At 62.1% G+C, this 18549-nt stretch carries 18 protein-coding genes and 1 tRNA gene; 9 read left to right on the top strand and 10 right to left on the bottom strand.

Going from position 1 to position 18549, the window contains the following annotated elements:
- Nucleotides 1-63: 63 nt before the first annotated feature.
- Both cysE and trmJ read right to left on the bottom strand, forming a co-directional pair.
- A complete protein-coding gene (gene cysE, locus ABZE94_RS04810; protein ID WP_372874389.1) occupies nucleotides 64-843 on the bottom strand; it encodes a serine O-acetyltransferase in 780 nt (259 codons plus the stop codon).
- Nucleotides 836-1615: a tRNA (cytosine(32)/uridine(32)-2'-O)-methyltransferase TrmJ gene (gene trmJ / locus ABZE94_RS04805; protein ID WP_372874388.1), complete on the bottom strand. Its 780-nt coding sequence runs from the start codon at nucleotides 1613-1615 to the stop codon at nucleotides 836-838. The genes cysE and trmJ overlap by 8 nt, the downstream gene beginning before the upstream one ends.
- A 145-nt stretch (nucleotides 1616-1760) precedes the next feature.
- On the opposite strand from trmJ, the gene suhB reads away from it, so the two are divergent.
- Nucleotides 1761-2576, top strand: coding sequence for an inositol-phosphate phosphatase (suhB, locus tag ABZE94_RS04800; protein ID WP_372874387.1), 816 nt, complete (start codon nucleotides 1761-1763; stop codon nucleotides 2574-2576).
- 86 nt (nucleotides 2577-2662) lie between these two features.
- On the opposite strand, the gene ABZE94_RS04795 is transcribed toward suhB, so the two are convergent.
- From ABZE94_RS04795 to queA, 6 genes are all read right to left on the bottom strand, one after another.
- Nucleotides 2663-3199 carry a glycine zipper 2TM domain-containing protein gene (locus tag ABZE94_RS04795; protein ID WP_372874386.1) on the bottom strand — a complete coding sequence of 179 codons (537 nt, stop codon included), beginning with the start codon at nucleotides 3197-3199 and terminating at the stop codon, nucleotides 2663-2665.
- Between the two features lie 111 nt (nucleotides 3200-3310).
- Nucleotides 3311-4216: a protein translocase subunit SecF gene (secF, locus tag ABZE94_RS04790; protein ID WP_372874385.1), complete on the bottom strand. Its 906-nt coding sequence runs from the start codon at nucleotides 4214-4216 to the stop codon at nucleotides 3311-3313.
- Between the two features lie 9 nt (nucleotides 4217-4225).
- The gene (gene secD / locus ABZE94_RS04785; protein ID WP_372874384.1) at nucleotides 4226-6094 is read right to left on the bottom strand and encodes a protein translocase subunit SecD; all 1869 of its coding nucleotides are present in this window, start codon (nucleotides 6092-6094) and stop codon (nucleotides 4226-4228) included.
- A 63-nt stretch (nucleotides 6095-6157) separates the two neighbouring features.
- A complete protein-coding gene (gene yajC, locus ABZE94_RS04780) occupies nucleotides 6158-6490 on the bottom strand; it encodes a preprotein translocase subunit YajC (protein ID WP_318950264.1) in 333 nt (110 codons plus the stop codon).
- A 39-nt stretch (nucleotides 6491-6529) separates the two neighbouring features.
- Entirely contained in the window at nucleotides 6530-7645 is a 1116-nt protein-coding gene (gene tgt / locus ABZE94_RS04775; protein WP_372874411.1) for a tRNA guanosine(34) transglycosylase Tgt, read from the bottom strand.
- Nucleotides 7646-7659: 14 nt separating this feature from the next.
- Nucleotides 7660-8709, bottom strand: coding sequence for a tRNA preQ1(34) S-adenosylmethionine ribosyltransferase-isomerase QueA (gene queA / locus ABZE94_RS04770; protein ID WP_372874383.1), 1050 nt, complete (start codon nucleotides 8707-8709; stop codon nucleotides 7660-7662).
- Nucleotides 8710-8821: 112 nt separating this feature from the next.
- Here queA and ABZE94_RS04765 point away from each other — a divergent pair.
- The 3 genes from ABZE94_RS04765 to ABZE94_RS04755 all read left to right on the top strand — a co-directional run bounded on the left by ABZE94_RS04765 (nucleotide 8822) and on the right by ABZE94_RS04755 (nucleotide 10072).
- Nucleotides 8822-8906 (top strand) — tRNA-Leu (locus tag ABZE94_RS04765).
- Between the two features lie 338 nt (nucleotides 8907-9244).
- A complete protein-coding gene (locus tag ABZE94_RS04760) occupies nucleotides 9245-9457 on the top strand; it encodes a cold-shock protein (protein WP_172144317.1) in 213 nt (70 codons plus the stop codon).
- A 114-nt stretch (nucleotides 9458-9571) separates the two neighbouring features.
- Nucleotides 9572-10072 (top strand): RDD family protein, encoded by a 501-nt coding sequence (locus ABZE94_RS04755; protein WP_372874382.1) that lies wholly within the window; start codon nucleotides 9572-9574, stop codon nucleotides 10070-10072.
- A 258-nt stretch (nucleotides 10073-10330) separates the two neighbouring features.
- Here the strand turns inward: ABZE94_RS04755 and lptG are convergent, their stop codons facing one another.
- Complete coding sequence (gene lptG, locus ABZE94_RS04750) at nucleotides 10331-11392, bottom strand: LPS export ABC transporter permease LptG (RefSeq protein WP_372874381.1); 1062 nt, start codon at nucleotides 11390-11392, stop codon at nucleotides 10331-10333.
- Nucleotides 11385-12506, bottom strand: coding sequence for an LPS export ABC transporter permease LptF (gene lptF, locus ABZE94_RS04745; protein WP_372874380.1), 1122 nt, complete (start codon nucleotides 12504-12506; stop codon nucleotides 11385-11387). Before lptF ends, lptG begins: the two co-directional genes overlap by 8 nt.
- A 143-nt stretch (nucleotides 12507-12649) precedes the next feature.
- Here lptF and ABZE94_RS04740 point away from each other — a divergent pair, with 143 nt between their 5' ends.
- The 5 genes from ABZE94_RS04740 to ABZE94_RS04720 form a co-directional block, all read left to right on the top strand.
- Nucleotides 12650-14140 (top strand): leucyl aminopeptidase, encoded by a 1491-nt coding sequence (locus ABZE94_RS04740; RefSeq protein ID WP_372874379.1) that lies wholly within the window; start codon nucleotides 12650-12652, stop codon nucleotides 14138-14140.
- A 69-nt stretch (nucleotides 14141-14209) separates the two neighbouring features.
- Nucleotides 14210-14629: a DNA polymerase III subunit chi gene (locus ABZE94_RS04735; protein ID WP_372874378.1), complete on the top strand. Its 420-nt coding sequence runs from the start codon at nucleotides 14210-14212 to the stop codon at nucleotides 14627-14629.
- Between the two features lie 10 nt (nucleotides 14630-14639).
- Nucleotides 14640-15041 carry a DNA polymerase III subunit chi gene (locus ABZE94_RS04730; RefSeq protein WP_372874377.1) on the top strand — a complete coding sequence of 134 codons (402 nt, stop codon included), beginning with the start codon at nucleotides 14640-14642 and terminating at the stop codon, nucleotides 15039-15041.
- 314 nt (nucleotides 15042-15355) lie between these two features.
- Nucleotides 15356-18220, top strand: coding sequence for a valine--tRNA ligase (locus ABZE94_RS04725; RefSeq protein WP_372874376.1), 2865 nt, complete (start codon nucleotides 15356-15358; stop codon nucleotides 18218-18220).
- Nucleotides 18221-18362: 142 nt separating this feature from the next.
- Nucleotides 18363-18549 (top strand): hypothetical protein (locus ABZE94_RS04720; protein ID WP_372874375.1); only part of this gene is annotated, 187 nt, incomplete at its 3' end.

The raw sequence follows: 18549 nt of genomic DNA, 5'->3' as shown, positions 1-18549 counted from the left end.
TTTTACTCGGGATTAGCCGCAATCGAAGGGTGCCCAGCATAGCAAAGCACGCAGCAGGACGCATCAGGCCGCGGGCTTGCCATCCTGATCCTTGCACACGCCAACGAAGTCCTCGTCACGCAGCGCCGGCAACTCCTTGGCACGGTAGTCGCTACCCAGTTCGTTGAGCGCCTTGCACATGCCTTCCAGGCGCCCATCTACCGCCTGCAAGTGATCGAGCAATTGGCCAATGGCGCGCGCCACCGGATCCGGCATGTCCTGACCGACACCATAGGCATCGAAACCCAGTTTTTCCGCCATAGCCTGGCGCTTGGCCGCCCGCTCGTCATCCTCCTTGACGATGATTCGCCCGGGAATGCCGACCGCAGTCGCCCCTGCCGGCACCTCCTTGGTCACCACCGCATTGGAACCGATCTTGGCTCCCGCGCCCACCGTGAACGGCCCGAGCACCTTGGCCCCCGCGCCGACCACCACGCCATCCTCCAGAGTCGGGTGACGCTTGCCCTTGTTCCAGCTGGTACCGCCCAGGGTCACGCCCTGATACAGGGTGACATCGTTGCCGATTTCGGCCGTCTCGCCGATGACGATACCCATGCCATGGTCGATGAAGAAGCGCCGACCGATCTTCGCCCCCGGGTGGATCTCGATCCCGGTCAGCCAGCGCCCCAGATTGGAAACCACCCGCGCCAACCATTTCCAACCGGAGGTCCACAGCGCATGGGCCAGACGATGCAGCCAGACCGCATGCAGGCCCGGGTAGCAGGTCACCACCTCGAGCGCATTGCGCGCCGCCGGATCGCGATGGAATACACCCTGGATATCTTCCCGCATGCGCTCAAACATCAGTTTTCCCCTGCTTATGGTGCTCACCACGCGCCGCCTTGACGGTTTCCGTCAGAATGCCACGTAAGATATTCATTTCCAGCTTACTGATACCACTACGACCGTACAGGCGCCGCAAGCGACTCATCAAGTGCCGTGGCTTGGCCGGATCGAGAAAACCGATCTCGACCAGGGCGAGCTGCAGATGCGTATAGAAGGACTCCAGCTCATCCGTGGTCACCGGCTGGGAACTCTGAATCGCCGTGGTCTCCAGCTTGAGCGTCTTGGTCGGCTTGTTCTGCGCCGCCAGCCAGGCCATGCGCACCTCATACGCCAGCACTTGCACCGCCGCCGCCAGGTTCAGCGAGCTGAAATCCGGATCGGATGGAATGTGCACATGAAAATGGCAACGCTGCAGCTCCTCGTTGGTCAGGCCGGCGTACTCACGACCGAACACCAGGGCCACTTCGGCGCCCTGCAGGGCCTGCTCGCATGCGGCCAGCCCGCACTCGCGCGGATCGAGCAACGGCCAGGGAATGCGCCGATCACGCGCACTGGTACCCAGCACCAGACTGCAACCGACCAGCGCCTCCTCAAGCGTGCCAACCACCTGCGCCGCCTCAAGCACATCGGTCGCCCCCGAGGCCCTGGCCACCGCGTCGCCACTGGGGAAATCCATGGGATCGACCAGCACCAGGCGCGACAGCCCCATGTTCTTCATGGCACGCGCCGCGCCGCCGATATTGCCGGGATGACTCGTATTGACCAGAACCACTCGAATATTTTGCAGCAACGCAAGCGCTCACATGAACAACCAAGGACAGCAAAGCTTACAGAACCACCCAAGGTAATGCCATGCAAGACACAGACGGCACTTCATCCACCAGTCTTTTCTGCTAATATGGCCGGCTTTCTTTAACGACCCAGGTGAATCGCCCATGCAGCCCATGCTGAATATCGCCCTGCGCGCAGCCCGCAGCGCCGGTGAAATGATTTTCCGCTCGATCGAACGCTTGGACGTCATCTCGGTCGACGAGAAAGATGCCAAGGATTACGTGACCGAGATCGATCGCTCCGCCGAGCAGCTGATCATCCAGGCGCTGCGCAAGGCTTATCCGACCCACAGCTTCCTCGGCGAAGAAGGCGGCCTGATCCAAGGCAGCGGCGACGGCGCCGACTACCTGTGGATCATCGATCCGCTGGACGGCACCACCAACTTCATCCGCGGCGTGCCGCACTTCGCCGTCAGCCTGGCTTGCAAATACCGCGGCCGGCTGGAGCATGCAGTGGTCATCGACCCGGTGCGCCAGGAAGAATTCACCGCCAGCCGCGGCCGTGGCGCCGCCCTCAACGGTCGCCGCCTGCGCGTCAGCTCACGCAAGAGCCTGGAAGGCGCCCTGCTCGGCACCGGCTTCCCGTTCCGCGATAGCCAGCTCGACAACCTGGAAAACTACCTGGGCATGTTCCGCAACCTGGTTGGCCAGACGGCCGGCGTTCGTCGCGCCGGCGCCGCCAGCCTGGACCTGGCCTACGTGGCCGCAGGCCGCTTCGATGCCTTCTGGGAGTTCGGCCTGTCCGAATGGGACATGGCAGCCGGTGCCCTGCTGATTCAGGAAGCAGGCGGCCTGGTCAGCGACTTCACCGGCGGCCACGAATTCCTCGAGAAAGGTCAGATCGTCGCCGGCAACACCAAGTGCTTCAAGGCTGTCCTGACGGCCATCCAGCCGCATCTCTCCGCCTCGATGAAACGCTGATACGCGTTCAATAAAAAACCGGCCAACGGCCGGTTTTTCATTGCCCAGAAAAAAGCGCCCCGCGGGGCGCTTTTCCATTTGCAGAGTTACTCGGCCGTTTCGGCCAGCACCAACTGCCCGTCCTTGACCGCAATCCGGCTGCCCGGATCGCTGTCCATGCGCACCCGCCCTTCCTTGCCATCCAGCTGGTACTTGACGTCATAACCGACCACTTTCTCGCTGGTATCGGTCACCGTAGTGCAGCGGTTTTCGATGGTGGTATAGGTGGCACCGGCCTGCATGTTTTCCTGCACCTTGTTGCCGGCATAACCGCCACCCACGGCGCCGGCCACGGTGGCGATTTTCTTGCCGGTACCGCCACCCACCTGATTACCCAGCAAACCGCCGACCACCGCACCGATCGCCGTACCGGCAATCTGATGCTGATCCTTTACCGGCTTCTGCCGGGTCACGGTGACGTCCTCACAGACCTGACGCGGCGTCTTGATCGCTTCCTTGACCGGCTTCACCGCCAGAACTTCCGCGTACTCGGGACCACTTACCAAGTTGTAAGTGGCGACCGCACCGCCTGCCGTCACACCGACCGCACCCAGCACAGCACCAACGAGCATTGATTTGTTCATAAGAACTCCTGATTTCCGCTTATTTGGCGCATGGCGCCCGATCTCCGAAGATTGGACCGGGGCGATGGGCAGCAAGTTCAATACCCGCGCACAGCGCCCGCTCAGCCAAACTCAGGGCCGCTCGTCGACCTCTTCGGTCGCCACCGGCGGAATCAGGTCCTCGACAGTCAGGCTCAGCCAAATCAGTGTCGCATTGGAGATATATATCGACGAATAGGTCCCCACCAGCACCCCCACGAACAACGCGAACGCAAAGCCGAACAGGTTGTCGCCGCCAAATACCAGCAAGGCCCCCACCGCCAGCAAGGTCGAGATCGACGTAGCCAGGGTGCGCAACAGGGTTTGCGTGGTGGAGGTATTGATGTTCTCGATCAAATCGGCCTTGCGCAGCACCCGGAAGTTTTCGCGCACCCGATCGAAGACCACGATGGTGTCGTTCAACGAATAACCGATGATCGCCAGCAACGCCGCCAGCACGGTGAGATCGAAGGTGATCTGGAAGAACGACAGAATACCCAGGGTGACGATGACGTCATGCACCAACGAGATGAAGGCGCCCACGGAGAACTTCCACTGAAAGCGAAAGGCCAGGTACAGCATGACCCCGCCCAGCGCCAGGAGCATGCCCAGACCGCCCTGGTCGCGCAGCTCCTCACCCACCTGCGGGCCGACGAACTCGACCTTCTTTACCTGGAGCTTGTCGCCCCCCTGCTGCAGCACAGCGGCAATCTTGTCGCCCAAATTCGCATCATCGCCCTGCATGCGCACCACCACCTCGGTGGTCGCGCCAAAGCTCTGTACCACGGCATTGCCATAGCCGGCGCCCGCCAGATCCTGGCGAATGCTGCCAAGGTCTGCCGGTTGCTCATAGGCCAATTCAATTTGAGTACCGCCGGTAAAATCCAGACCGAAGTTGAGGCCTTTAACGACCAGACTGCCCAGCGCGATAAAGGTCACGATCAGGGTGAGGACGAGCGCAATCTTGCGCACGCCCATGAAGTTGATTACACGATTCATGTCAGCCCCTTAAATCCACAACTTCTTCAGGTCACGCCCGCCGAAGCTTAGGTTAACCATGGCTCGCGTCACCAGAATGGCAGTGAACATCGAGGTGAGAATGCCCAGCGACAGCGTCACCGCAAAGCCTTTGACCGGACCGGTACCCATGGCGAAGAGAATCCCGCCAACCAATAGCGTGGTCAGGTTGCCGTCGATAATCGCCGAATAAGCGCGATCGAAGCCCTCATGAATGGCCCGCTGCACCGACATGCCATTGGCGATTTCCTCGCGAATCCGCGAGAAGATCAGCACGTTGGCATCCACCGCCATACCCATGGTCAGCACGATACCGGCGATACCCGGCAACGTCAGGGTGGCGCTGAGCAGCGACATCAGCGCCAACAGCAGCACCATGTTTAAGGCCAGGGCAATGGTCGCCAGCACCCCAAAGAAGCGGTAGATCACAATAATGAACAACGACACGAACAGCATGCCCCAGAGCGACGCATCGACACCCTTGGCGATGTTGTCGGCCCCCAGACTCGGGCCGATAGTGCGCTCTTCGGCGAAGTACATGGGCGCCGCCAGGCCGCCGGCACGCAGCAACAATGCCAGCTCGGTCGACTCGCCCGGACCATCGAGACCGGTAATACGGAACTGGCTGCCCAGCGGCGACTGAATGGTCGCCAGACTGATGATCTTCTTCTCTTCGACGAAGCTCTGGACGGCGACTTCCTGCTCGACGCCATCGACAACCTGGCGCAGGTAACGCACGGTCGGCTTCTGCTCGATGAAGATCACCGCCATGCTGCGCCCGACGTTGCTGCGCGTCGCCCGGTTCATCAGCTCGCCGCCGTGGCCATCCAGACGGATATTGACCTGCGGACGGCCATTTTCGTCGAAGCTGGCCTGCGCATCGGTCACCTGATCGCCGGTGATGATCAGCTCACGCTCCAGCTGCGCGGGCGGACGCCCCTCTTCGCGGAACTCGAAGGCCTCGGTCGAGGCCCGCGAGGCATCGGGAGCAGCAGCCAGACGAAACTCGAGGTTGGCCGTCTTGCCCAGAATACGCTTGGCCTCGGCGGTGTCCTGCACGCCCGGCAGCTCGACCACGATACGGTTGGCGCCCTGACGCTGAACCAGCGGCTCGGCCACGCCCAACTCGTTGACCCGGTTACGCACCGTGGTCAGGTTCTGCTTGAGCGAGTATTCGCGGATTTCCGCGAGCTTGGCCTGGGTCAGGGTCAAGCGCAGCACCTGCAAATCGTTACGCTCGACCGCATTCAGCTCGAAGTCGGAGAACTCCTTGCGAATCAGGCTCTCGGCCTTCTCCAGGGTCGCCTCGTCGACAAAACCCAGCTGAATCGCGCCGTTGAGCTCCGGCAGGCTGCGGTAGCGTATGCGCTCCTTGCGCAGCACGCTCTTGACTTCGCCCTCGTAGACCTTGCGCCGCGCATCCAGCGCCTTGTCCATATCCACTTCCAGCAGGAAGTGCACCCCACCGGACAAGTCCAGACCCAGCTTCATCGGCCCCGCACCCAGGTTGCGCAACCAATCGGGGGTAGTCTGCGCAAGGTTCAAGGCCACCACGAAGTCTTCGCTCAGCGCCCTACGCACGACATCCTTGGCTGGCAGCTGATCGGCCTGAGCAGTCAAACGGATCAGCCCGGCCCGGCCCTGCGCGGCAAGCTCCAGCGCCTTGACCTCGATACCGGCTTCGCTCAGCGCGCGACCGGCACGCTCGAGATCGGCCTGCTCGACCTGCATGGCAATATTGCTGCCACTGATCTGGATTGCCGGATCATCTGGATACAGGTTGGGCGCGGAATAAAGAAAGCCGATCGCCAGCACAGCCAGGATCAGCAGGTACTTCCAGAGGGGAAATTTGTTGAGCATGACGCCGCCCGTTATGAAGCGGGGCGCATTAAGCGCCCCGTCGAATGGTAAAAAGTCTGCTACTTAGATCGCTTTCAGCGTGCCCTTGGGCAGGGTCGCGGCGATGGCCACTTTCTGAATCTTCAGTTCGACGGTGTCGGACACTTCCAGTACCACGAAGTCATCGCTGACCTTGGCCACTTTGCCGGCGATACCGCCGCTGGTCACGACTTCGTCACCCTTCTGCAAGGTCCCGAGCAGGTTCTTGTGCTCTTTGGCACGCTTGGCCTGGGGGCGCCAGATCATCAGGTAGAAGATGACCAGAAAGCCGACCAGAAACACCCACTCAAAACCAGAACCAGCCGGACCAGCCGGGGCGGCGGCATCGGCAAAAGCCGCAGGGATCAAAAAGCTCATGTAACACTCCTGTTGGAAACCATTTAATAACGTTGATTATCAGTCCAGCGGCGGGACCGGCAGGCCACGACGGGTATAGAAGGCATCGACAAAGGCCGCCAATGTACCCTGTTGGATAGCCTCGCGCAAACCAGCCATCAGCCGCTGATAATGCCGTAAGTTGTGGATTGTATTCAGCATGCTGCCCAACATTTCGCCACATTTATCCAAATGGTGCAGGTAGGCGCGGGAGAAATGCTGGCAGGTGTAGCAGTCACAGGTTGCATCGAGCGGCGAATCGTCATGCCGGTGCACCGCATTGCGAATCTTCAACACCCCGGTCTCGACGAACAGATGACCATTGCGCGCGTTACGCGTCGGCATCACGCAATCGAACATGTCCACCCCGCGACGCACGCCCTCGACCAGATCCTCAGGCTTGCCCACCCCCATCAGATAGCGCGGCTTGTCCGCCGGCAGCTGGGCAGGCAGGTAATTCAGCACCCGGATCATTTCTTCTTTCGGCTCGCCGACCGACAGCCCGCCAATCGCCAGGCCGTCGAAATCCAGCGCGCTCAAGCCCTCCAGCGAACGCATGCGCAACTCTTCATGCATGCCCCCCTGAACGATGCCGAACAGCGCCGCGGCATTGTCGCCATGCGCCTCCTTCGAGCGCCCGGCCCAACGCAGCGACAGCTCCATGGAGCGCTTGGCCACATCGAATTCGGCCGGATAAGGCGTGCATTCGTCGAAGATCATCACGATGTCCGAGCCCAGGTCGCGCTGCACCTGCATCGACTCCTCCGGCCCCATGAACACCTTGGCGCCATCGACCGGCGAAGCGAAATACACCCCCTCCTCCTTGATCTTGCGCATCGCCCCCAGACTGAACACCTGAAAGCCGCCGGAGTCGGTGAGGATCGGCCCCTGCCACTGCATGAAGTCGTGCAGGTCGCCGTGACCCTTGATCACCTCGGTGCCGGGCCGTAGCCACAGGTGAAAGGTATTGCCGAGGATCATCTGCGCGCCGGTCGCCTCGATGTCGCGCGGCAACATGCCCTTGACCGTGCCATAGGTGCCCACCGGCATGAAGGCCGGAGTCTCGACCACACCACGGGGGAAGGTCATACGCCCGCGTCGCGCCTTGCCATCGGTCGCCAGCAATTCGAAAGACATCCGGCAGGTGCGCGTCATAGGTGATCCTCTGGCCCGCGTGGCGCGGGGTTGCGGGTGATGAACATGGCGTCGCCATAACTGAAGAAGCGATACCCCTCGGCGACCGCACTCTTATAGGCCGCCATGGTTTCCGGGTAGCCGGCGAACGCCGAGACCAGCATCAACAAGGTCGATTCCGGCAAATGGAAATTGGTCACCAGGGCATCGACCACATGCAGCGGCCGCCCCGGGTAGATAAAAATGTCGGTGTCGCCGCTGAAGGGCTTGAGCACGCCATCGCGCGCCGCGCTTTCCAGCGAGCGCACGCTGGTGGTGCCCACCGCGATCACCCTTCCGCCACGGGTACGGCAGGCCGCCACGGCTTCGACCACTTCCTGACCGACCTCCAGCCACTCGCTGTGCATGTGGTGATCCTCGATGCGCTCGACCCGCACCGGCTGAAAAGTCCCGGCCCCGACATGCAGGGTCACGAAGGCGCTCTCGACCCCCAGCTCGGCAAGGCTCGCCAGCATCGCCTGATCGAAATGCAAGCCTGCGGTCGGCGCCGCCACCGCACCGGCGCGCGCGGCATACACGGTCTGATAACGCTCGCGATCGGCGGCATCGTCCGGGCGGTCTATATAAGGAGGCAGCGGCATATGCCCGACCCGCTCGAGCAGCGGCAACACCTCTTCGGCAAAGCGCAACTCGAACAGCGCGTCATGCCGCACCAGCATCTGCGCCTCGCCACCGCCATCAATCAGAATCGTCGAACCCGGCTTGGGCGACTTGCTCGAGCGCACATGGGCCAGGACCCGATGACTGTCCAGCACCCGCTCGACCAACACCTCGAGCTTGCCGCCGGACGCTTTCTGACCAAATAGCCGCGCAGGGATCACCCGGGTGTTGTTGAACACCATCAAGTCGCCGGGGCGCACATACTCCAGCAAATCACTGAACTGACGGTGCGCCAGCGCACCACTGGGCCCGTCCAGCACCAGCAAGCGGCTGGCGCGGCGCTCGGCGAGCGGATGGCGGGCAATAAGAGCGTCAGGCAGCTCGAAATCAAAGTCGGCAACGCGCATGTTCGGCAGGGGTCGTCTAACAGGGCGGCAAAGCTTACCGGAAATAGTGCACTCTGGCCACGCAAGTGGATTGACCGAACCCCAAGGCATCCCTATACTTCGCCGCCATTGTGCCCCGGTGGCGGAACCGGTAGACGCGGCGGATTCAAAATCCGTTTTCGAAAGAAGTGGGAGTTCGAGTCTCCCCCGGGGCACCATAATCTCGCTCGTTGCTTCGGCGCCTCAAGCAACAGACAACAACGGCCTGCAGTACGCACTCGCGCACCGGCAAGCACAGCTCGAACGCTTATTCCAGCCACACGAAAACCGACTGCATTACGCCTGAAACACAGGCCCGGCGGGGGTTGGCATTTGCCTTTGAGTTAGCGTAGAGTTTTGACAACTGTGTTTGCATGGGTCGCCGTAAATCGTGGCCTGGTGCAGTAGATCGTCCCGATCCGCTACATCCCGTTCGACGTCGCATTACTCCTTGCAACCAGTCTCAGTCCTCCATTGCTGGAGGCTGTCATTAACTAAAGTTTCAAGGAAATAAGACATGTCGAATCGTCAGCACGGTACCGTCAAGTGGTTTAACGACGAGAAAGGTTTTGGTTTCATCACGCCAGAGAGCGGCCCGGATCTTTTCGTGCATTTTCGCGCGATCGAGGGCAACGGCTTCAAGAGCCTGAAGGAAGGCCAGAAAGTCAGCTTCGTTGCCGTACAAGGTCAAAAAGGCATGCAGGCCGACCAGGTTCAAGTCCAGGAGTAATTCTGCCGCTCTGAAGAACCCCTGATGGCAACGTCGGGGGTTTTTTTATGCTTGCCAATACCGCGAATCGAACCCTCAAGGCTTAGCGCCTTATTGCATATCATCGAGCCCACCATGACCAAACACCTGCTGCGCCCGCAAGGTGACTTCCCTGCCGCCGGTCTGCCCCGTCGCCTGGCCGCCATCTTCTATGACTTTCTGCTGTGTCTGGCCCTGTTGATCGTCGTGACCTTTGCCTACAAGCTGATCCTGATGGGTTTTTACGGCGAAGCGCAGCTCAAACAGCTCTCCGATGCCGGCGCACTGGATGGCGACCCGCTACTGTCCACCCTGCTGGTACTCAGCCTGTTCGGTTTCTTCGCCAAGTTCTGGACGCACGGCGGCCAGACCCTGGGCATGCAGGTCTGGGGCATTCGCATCCAGAATGCCGACGGCACGGCCATCGGCCTATGGCAGGCATTGCTGCGCTTTCTGGTCGCCATCGCCTCCTGGCTGTGCCTGGGCCTGGGGTTCCTGTGGGTACTCTGGGACAAGGACAAGCGCAGCTGGCACGACATCTACTCCGCCAGCCGCACCGTGCAACTGCCGAAGAATATCCACAAGGGCAAGCAGTAGAAACGAAAAAGCCGGCTCAGCACCGGCTTGTTATCGACTGCAGCAACTAGCAGGCCGCTGAAAAACGTAGGCGAGGCAGGCAAGACAAGAACTAGGCGTCCCCGCAAACAGGCGAGGAAGCGGAGTTTACGAGCTGTAAATGAGCATTACTCGCTTCGCTCGCCCTACGGGCCGCGCTAAAGCGCGTTAGCCGCAAGCGGCTTGCCGAGCCTGTTTTTAACGCAGTATTGCCAACGCAGGTAGTTATTCAACGGCCTGCTAGCCCGCGCGGCGCAACAGCCAGACACCGGCCAAGGCGCAAACCGCCGCGGGTATCAGCACGGCGAACAGCGGCGAGAAACCGAACACCAGGCTGGAAGGCCCGAGCAGGTCCTGGGCGATGCGAAACACGAAGCCCACCACCACGCCGGTGAAGACGCGCTGCCCCAGGGTCACCGAGCGCAAGGGACCGAAGATGAAGGAAATGGCCAGCAACACCAGCGCGGCAGTCACCGCCGGCTGCAATACCTTGTTCCAGAACGCCAGCCAATACTGACCATTGTTCAACCCCTGCTCGGCCAGGTAATGGATATAGCGCCATAACCCGGTAATCGACAACGCGTCAGGCGCGAGCACCACGGTGCCGAGCAACTGCGGGGTCAACTCGACATCCCAGCGTTCATTCGGTGTCTTTACCACTTCGGTACTGCGCTCACGAAAATGCGTGGTCGCCACATTCTCCAGCTGCCAGTGATCGCCCTGATACTGCGCGCGCCGGGCAAAGCTGGAAGACAGCATGTGACGCTGATCGTCGAAGCGGTAGCGGGTTACCCCAAACAAGACGCCATTGGGTTGCACCGCATTGATGTGCACGAACTCTTCGCCCTGGCGATGCCACAAGCCGCGCTTGGAGCTCTGCGCCTCGCCACCGCCCTGCGCCATGGCACGATCGGCCTGAGCCCGGTTTTCGCTCCAGGGCGCCAGGTACTCGCCGACCAGAATCCCGGCCAGCATCAATACCAGCATCGGCTTCATCACCGCCCAGACGATGCGCCCGATCGAAACCCCGGCGGCGCGCATGATGGTCAGCTCGCTGCTGCTGGCCAGACTGCCCAGGCCGATCAGGCAGCCGATCAAGGCCGCCATCGGCAGCATCTCGTAGGCGCGCCGCGGCAGGGTCAGCAAGACGTACCAGGCCGCCTCCCGCAAACCGTAATTACCCTCGACATCGCCCATCTCGTCGATAAAGGCGAACAGCAGTGCCAGGCCGACGATGACCCCCAGCACGGTGAGAATCGCGAAAAACACCTGGGTGCCGATGTAGCGATCCAGTCTAAGCATGAGCCACCTCCGCCCCGGCACGGCGACTCGCCCACTTCAGGCGTAACGGCTCCCAATAGAGCAACACAAGACCAATCAACAGAAATACTCCATGTACCCACCACAACCCCAATGCCTGGGGGATTCGCCCTTTATCCAGGGCGCTACGCGCCGCGATCAGCAGCGCCAGGTACGTCATATACAAGAGAATTGCCGGCAGCAGCTTGAGAAAGCGGCCTTGCCGTGGATTGACCCGCGACAGCGGCACTGCCAGCAGGGTCACGATGAACACCAGCAGCGGCAGCGACAGGCGCCATTGCAGTTCGGACTGCAAACGCGGATTGTCACTGCCGATCAAGTCACGGGTCGGCACGGCCTCACGCTCACTGACCTCGCCACTGACCGAGGGTTTGGGCAGCAGCACGCCATAGGTGTCGTACTGAATCGCCCGGTAATCGGCCTGGCCTGGGTTGCCGTCGTAACGGTAACCGTTCTGCAAAATCAGATAGCGACTGCCATCGGCCTGGATTTCCTGGCGCCCGCTTTGCGCCACCAGTACGGTGATCCCGCGCTCCTTGTCGCCCGTACGGGATAAACGCTTCTCGGAGATGAAGATACCGGCCAACTCACCGCGGTCCGCCGACAGCTCCTTGGTATAGGTCACCCGCGAACCATCCCGCATGGCCTGGAAACGCCCCGGCACCAGGGTATCGAACTCGGTCAGGGCGTCCTGCTCGTTGAAGATCTTCGCCACCTGCGCCACACCCTGCGGCGCCAGGCCCATGCTCAACCAGGCCACCAACAGGGCGACCAGCAAGGCCGGCGCCAGGCTGTAGACCATCAAGCGCTGCTGACTCATGCCCGTGGCCGAGAGCACCGTCATCTCGCTGTCCAGGTAGAGCCGGCCGTAGGCCATGAGGATGCCGAGGAACAGCCCCAGCGGCAGAATCAGCTGCAGGAACCCCGGCAGGCGAAAGGCCATGATCAGGAACAGCACGCCCGGGTCCAGCAATCCCTGGGCCGCCTGCGCCAGGTACTTGATAAAACGGCCACTCATTATGATCACCAGCAGCACGGCACTCATCGCACTCAGGGTAACCAGCACTTCACGGGACAAATAACGGAACACGATCAAACCAGACACTCCAGGGTTGTCAGGCTCAGGCGGCTACGATCACACTAGCCGCACTGTTTGCCGGTTCGCACACAGACGAACCATCGAAAAAATAACCGGCATTATCCTGCAATAACGCCTCATTGTCTTGGGAACACCACGCCATGGAATTTATTGTCAAAAGCGCTCGTCCGGAAACCTTGAAAACCGCCACCCTGGTCATTGCCGTCGGCGAAGGCCACAAGCTCGGTGAAACGGCGAAAGCGATTGATAACGCCAGCGCCGGCGCGATCAGCGCCCTGCTCAAGCGCGGCGACCTCGCCGGCAAACTTGGCCAGACCTTGCTCGCGCACAACCTGCCCAATCTCAAGGCCGAGCGTGTACTGCTGGTCGGCAGCGGCAAGGAAGCTGAACTGTCAGACCGCCAGCTGCGCAAAATGCTCACTGCCGTGTATGGCGTATTGAAGACCCTGGGCGGCAGCGATGCCGTGCTGGCCCTGGGCGACGTCCAGGTCAAGGGCCGCGACGCCTACGGCAAAGCCCGCCTGATCGTCGAGAGCCTGGCCGACGGCGGCTATCAGTTCGATCGTTTCAAGAGCGAGAAGGCCGACGCCAAGGCCTTGAAGAAGCTGACCCTACTCAGCGACAAGCCCGACCTGGCCGAGGCCGAGCGCGCGGCCAAGCATGCCCAGGCGATTGCCGGCGGCATGGCATTCACCCGTGATCTCGGCAACCTGCCGCCGAACCTGTGCCACCCCAGCTACCTGGCCGAAGAGGCCAAGACCCTGGGCAAGACCTACAAGAACCTCAAGGTCGAGATTCTCGACGAGAAAAAGCTCAAGGAACTCGGTGCCGGCGCCTTCCTCGCCGTGGCCCAGGGCAGCGACCAGCCACCGCGGCTGATCGTGCTCAACTACCAGGGCAGCAAGAAAACCGACAAACCCTTCGTCCTGGTCGGCAAGGGCATCACCTTCGATACCGGCGGCATCAGCATCAAGCCAGCTGCCGGCATGGACGAGATGAAGTACGACATGTGCGGCGCCGCCAGTGTCTTCGGCACCCTCAAGGCCGTGCTCGAACTGCAACTGCCGATCAACCTGGTGTGCCTGCTGGCCTGCGCCGAGAACATGCCCAGCGGCGGCGCCACCCGTCCCGGCGACATAGTCACCAGCATGAGCGGGCAGACCGTGGAAATACTCAATACCGACGCCGAAGGCCGCTTGGTGCTGTGCGACGCCCTGACCTACGCCGAACGCTTTAAGCCGCAGGCGGTGATCGATATCGCCACCCTCACCGGCGCCTGCATCGTCGCCCTGGGCAGCAATGTCTCGGGCCTGATGGGCAACGACGACGAGCTGGTGCAGCAACTCCTCAAGGCCGGCCAGGTCGCCGACGACCGTGCCTGGCAGTTGCCGCTGTTCGACGAATACCAGGAACAGCTCGACAGCCCCTTCGCCGACATCGCCAATATCGGCGGGCCGAAGGCCGGCAGCATCACCGCCGGTTGCTTCCTCTCGCGCTTCGCCAAGAAATACCACTGGGCGCACCTGGACATCGCCGGCACCGCTTGGATCAGCGGCGGCAAGGAAAAAGGCGCCACCGGCCGGCCAGTGCCGCTGCTGACCCAGTACCTGCTGGATCGCAGCCAGGCGTAACCCGTGTAGGAGCGGATTCATTCGCGAATGAATTCGCTCCTACACCTCAAGCCCATCGTCGAAATCACCATGCCCCGAATAGAATTCTACGTATTGTCCTCCGCCGCCCCGGCAGACCGCCTGCGGGCCGCCTGCCAACTGGCGATGAAAGCCTGGCGCCATGGCTTGCCGGTGTTTCTGCGCGGGTGCGACAGCGCGCAATGCACGGAGCTCGACGAACTTCTCTGGCATTTCAAGGCCGAAGCATTCGTGCCGCACAACCTGCACCAGGACGACCCGCAAGCACCGGTGGTGATTGGCCTGAATGAGCAGCCGAACACCCGGCAAGGCGTGCTGATCAACCTGAACCCGAGCCTTTCGCCCTGTGTCGAACACTTCAGCCGGGTGATCGAGATCGTCAACCAAGAACCCGATCTATTGACCGCCTGCCGGGAGAATTTCCGCAGTTACCGCCAGCGCGGCTATGATCCGAAACGAGTCGAACTTTAAGTTCTGCACCATGGACACGCCAAAACCACCGCAAAAGCCCACCCACCTGCTGGCCGACCTCGAGTCGATCCGCCAGCTGCTGGGCGAGGAAAACCTCGATCCGCCACTGCTGTCCGATTCGATCGACCCGGACACCATCCCCCTACTCTCGGACATCGTCACCCCGCCGCCGGCACCGCCTCACCCACCAGTCACCGAGCCCGTCCCGCCGCCCCAGGCCAAGACTCTGCAAGACAGCATCCGGCAAGCCTTCAGCCGCGACGGCGAACTGCAACGCCTGGACAACGAACTGCGCGCCGCCGCCGAGCTGATACTGCAGGATGTGATCGACGACTTCGTGCCGCAGATCGAGGCCGAACTCAAGCGCCGCCTGCAAGCCCGCCTGAGCCGCCTGCTGCCGCCGCGCAAATAGCAATTCCCGTAGCCCGGATTGCAGCTGGGCTACGGGCTGGGTTTTTGTAGGATGTGGCGGGTCGCGCAGGCTTGAGCATGGCGATACCCATCGGCATCCACACGGAGCAACCCCCACTCCACGACGTGACTGGCGCAATCCGCGGACGGTTTGGCGGGTGCAGGCATTTCCCGGCTTGCCTGCCGGTCGCGGCGATGGGTATCGCTGCGCTCAACCGCATCCTGAGGGTTGGCAGTCTGACGCTTATGGCTTGCGCTCATAGGCGTTATACTTGCCGGCTTTTCCGATCAGCCGTCATAAGGGTCCCGCCGCGCATGGACAAGACCTACCAGCCGCATGCCATTGAAACCGCCCTGTACCAGAACTGGGAGGCGAACAACTATTTCGCCCCGCAGGGCTCGGGCCAGCCCTACACCATCATGATCCCGCCGCCGAACGTCACCGGCAGCCTGCACATGGGCCATGGTTTCAATAACTCGATCATGGATGCGCTGATCCGTTTCCGCCGCATGCAGGGCCGCAAAACCCTGTGGCAACCCGGCACCGACCACGCGGGCATCGCCACGCAGATGGTGGTCGAGCGCCAACTGGCAGCCGAGGGCATTGGTCGTCACGACCTGGGCCGCGAGAAATTCCTCGAGAAGGTCTGGGAGTGGAAGGAGCAGTCCGGCGGCACCATCACCCGGCAGATCCGCCGCCTGGGCAGCTCGGTGGACTGGTCGCGTGAACGCTTCACCATGGACGACGGCCTGTCGGAGGCCGTGAAAGAAGCCTTCGTGCGCCTGCACGAAGATGGCCTGATCTACCGCGGCAAGCGCCTGGTCAATTGGGACACCAAGTTCCACACCGCGATCTCCGATCTGGAAGTGGAAAACCACGACGAGAAAGGCAGCCTGTGGAACCTGCGCTACCCGCTGGCCGACGGCCACCAGACCGTCGACGGCAAGGACTACCTGATCGTCGCCACCACCCGCCCGGAAACCATGCTCGGCGACAGCGCGGTGGCGGTTAACCCGCACGACGAGCGCTACCAGGCGCTGATCGGCACCTTCGTCGAGCTGCCGCTGGTTGGCCGGCGCATCCCGATCATCGCCGACGACTATTGCGACCCCGAGTTCGGCACCGGCTGCGTGAAGATCACCCCGGCCCACGACTTCAACGACTACGAAGTCGGCAAGCGCCACAACCTGCCGCTGATCAACATCTTCGACCAGGACGCCGCGGTGCTGGCCACTGCCCAGGTGTTCAACGTCGACGGCAGCGTCAACAGCCAAGTCGATGGCAGCCTGCCGGACGAATACGCCGGCCTGGATCGCTTCGTCGCGCGCAAGCAGATAGTCGCCGCCTTCGAGGCCGCCGGCCTGCTGGAAGGCATCGATGCCCACGCGCTGAAAGTGCCGAAGGGCGACCGTTCCGGCACCATCATCGAGCCCTGGCTGACCGACCAGTGGTACGTTTCCACCAAGCCGCTGGCGGAGCCTGCGATCAAGGCGGTGGAAGACGGCGCGATCCAGTTCGTGCCCAAGCAGTACGAGAACATGTACTTCAGCTGGATGCGCGATATCCAGGACTGGTGCATCAGCCGCCAGCTGTGGTGGGGCCACCGCATCCCGGCCTGGTACGACGAAGCCGGCAACGTCTACGTCGGCCGCGACGAAGCCGAAGTACGCGCCAAGCACAACCTCGGCGAGATCAAGTTGCGCCAGGACGAAGACGTGCTCGACACCTGGTTCAGCTCCGGCCTGTGGACCTTCTCCACCCTCGGCTGGCCGCAGCAGACCGAATTCCTCAAGACCTTCCACCCCACCGATGTGCTGGTCACCGGTTTCGACATCATCTTCTTCTGGGTCGCGCGGATGATCATGCTGACCCTGCACCTGGTGAAGAACGACGACGGCACGCCGCAAGTGCCGTTCAAGACCGTCTACGTCCACGGCCTGGTGCGCGACGGCCAGGGCCAGAAGATGTCCAAGTCCAAGGGCAACGTGCTCGATCCGCTGGATATCGTCGACGGCATCGACCTGGAAGCCCTGGTGGCCAAACGCACCAGCGGCTTGATGCAACCCAAGCTCGCCGAGAAGATCGCCAAGCAGACCCGCGCCGAGTTCCCCGAAGGCATCGCCGCCTACGGCACCGACGCCCTGCGCTTCACCAACCTGGCGCTGGCCTCCACCGGCCGCGACATCAAGTTCGACATGGGCCGGGTCGAGGGCTACCGCAACTTCTGCAACAAGATCTGGAACGCCGCCAACTTCGTTATCGAGAACACCGATGGCCAGGACACCGGTGTGAATGGCGAGCCGGTGGAACTGTCTTCGGTGGACCGCTGGATCATCTCCTCCCTGCAACGCACCGAGGCCGAGGTGACCCGTCAACTCGACGCCTTCCGCTTCGATCTGGCCGCGCAAGCGCTCTACGAATTCATCTGGGACGAGTACTGCGCCTGGTACCTGGAGCTGGTCAAGCCGGTGCTGTGGGACGAGCAGGCGCCGATCGAACGCCAGCGCGGCACCCGCCGTACCCTGGTGCGCGTGCTGGAAGTGGCCCTGCGCCTGGCCCACCCGTTCATGCCCTTCATCACCGAAGAAATCTGGCAGCGGATCAAGGTCCAGGCAGGCTGCCCTCAAGGTGGAGAGCGCGGCGACACCATCATGCTGCAGGCCTGGCCGGTGGCCAACGAGGCGCGCATTGATGCCGCCGCCGAAGGCGATATCGAGTGGGTCAAGCAGCTGATGCTTGGCCTGCGGCAGATCCGCGGCGAGATGAAGATCTCCATGGCCAAGCGCATCGACATCATCCTGCAGAACGCCAGCGCGGAAGATCTGCGCCGCCTGGCCGACAACGCGCCGCTGCTGAACAAGCTGGCCAAGCTGGAGTCGGTGCGCGTGCTGCAAGCCGGGGAAGAGGCGCCGATGTCCGCCACCGCCCTGGTTGGCGACATGCAAGTGCTGGTGCCGATGGCCGGTTTGATCGACAAGGACGCCGAACTGGCGCGCCTGGACAAGGAAATCCAGCGCCTGGAGGGTGAGGTCAAGCGGGTCGGCGGCAAGCTGAGCAATCAAGGCTTCGTCGCCAAGGCCCCAGCCGAGGTGCTCGACAAGGAGCGCGCCAAGCTGGCGGAGGCCGAACAGGCCCTGAGCAAGCTGGGCGAACAGCGCGAGCGGATCGCCAGCCTGTAAGCCATAACCCGGCTGCAAATCCCCAGCCCGCCGTCGCCAGACCGCGGGCTTTCCCCTTGCGCCAGCCCGCCGGATTCGTACCGCGCCCCTGCGCCAGGATGCGCGGCCTGCGACGAAGCTCGCGGCAGCCGACAGTCCTTTCTTGTCGTTCGTCAAGGCACTGCGGCATTTAGTCCCGTTTTACGCCGCCAAGGCACCCAACGCCTTCCAGTCGCCTGCCTATTGGTGCATTCTGCCGCCCAATATTTTTCTAATCATTTCAAACCTTAAACCTCTGACTGGAAACCTCGCCTATGTATGCCTACATGCTTATGGCCGCGATCTTCGTG

It is taken from the genome of Pseudomonas sp., assembly GCF_041601375.1.
Classification (GTDB): domain Bacteria; phylum Pseudomonadota; class Gammaproteobacteria; order Pseudomonadales; family Pseudomonadaceae; genus Aquipseudomonas.
This window is presented reverse-complemented; position numbering and strand designations above follow the sequence as displayed.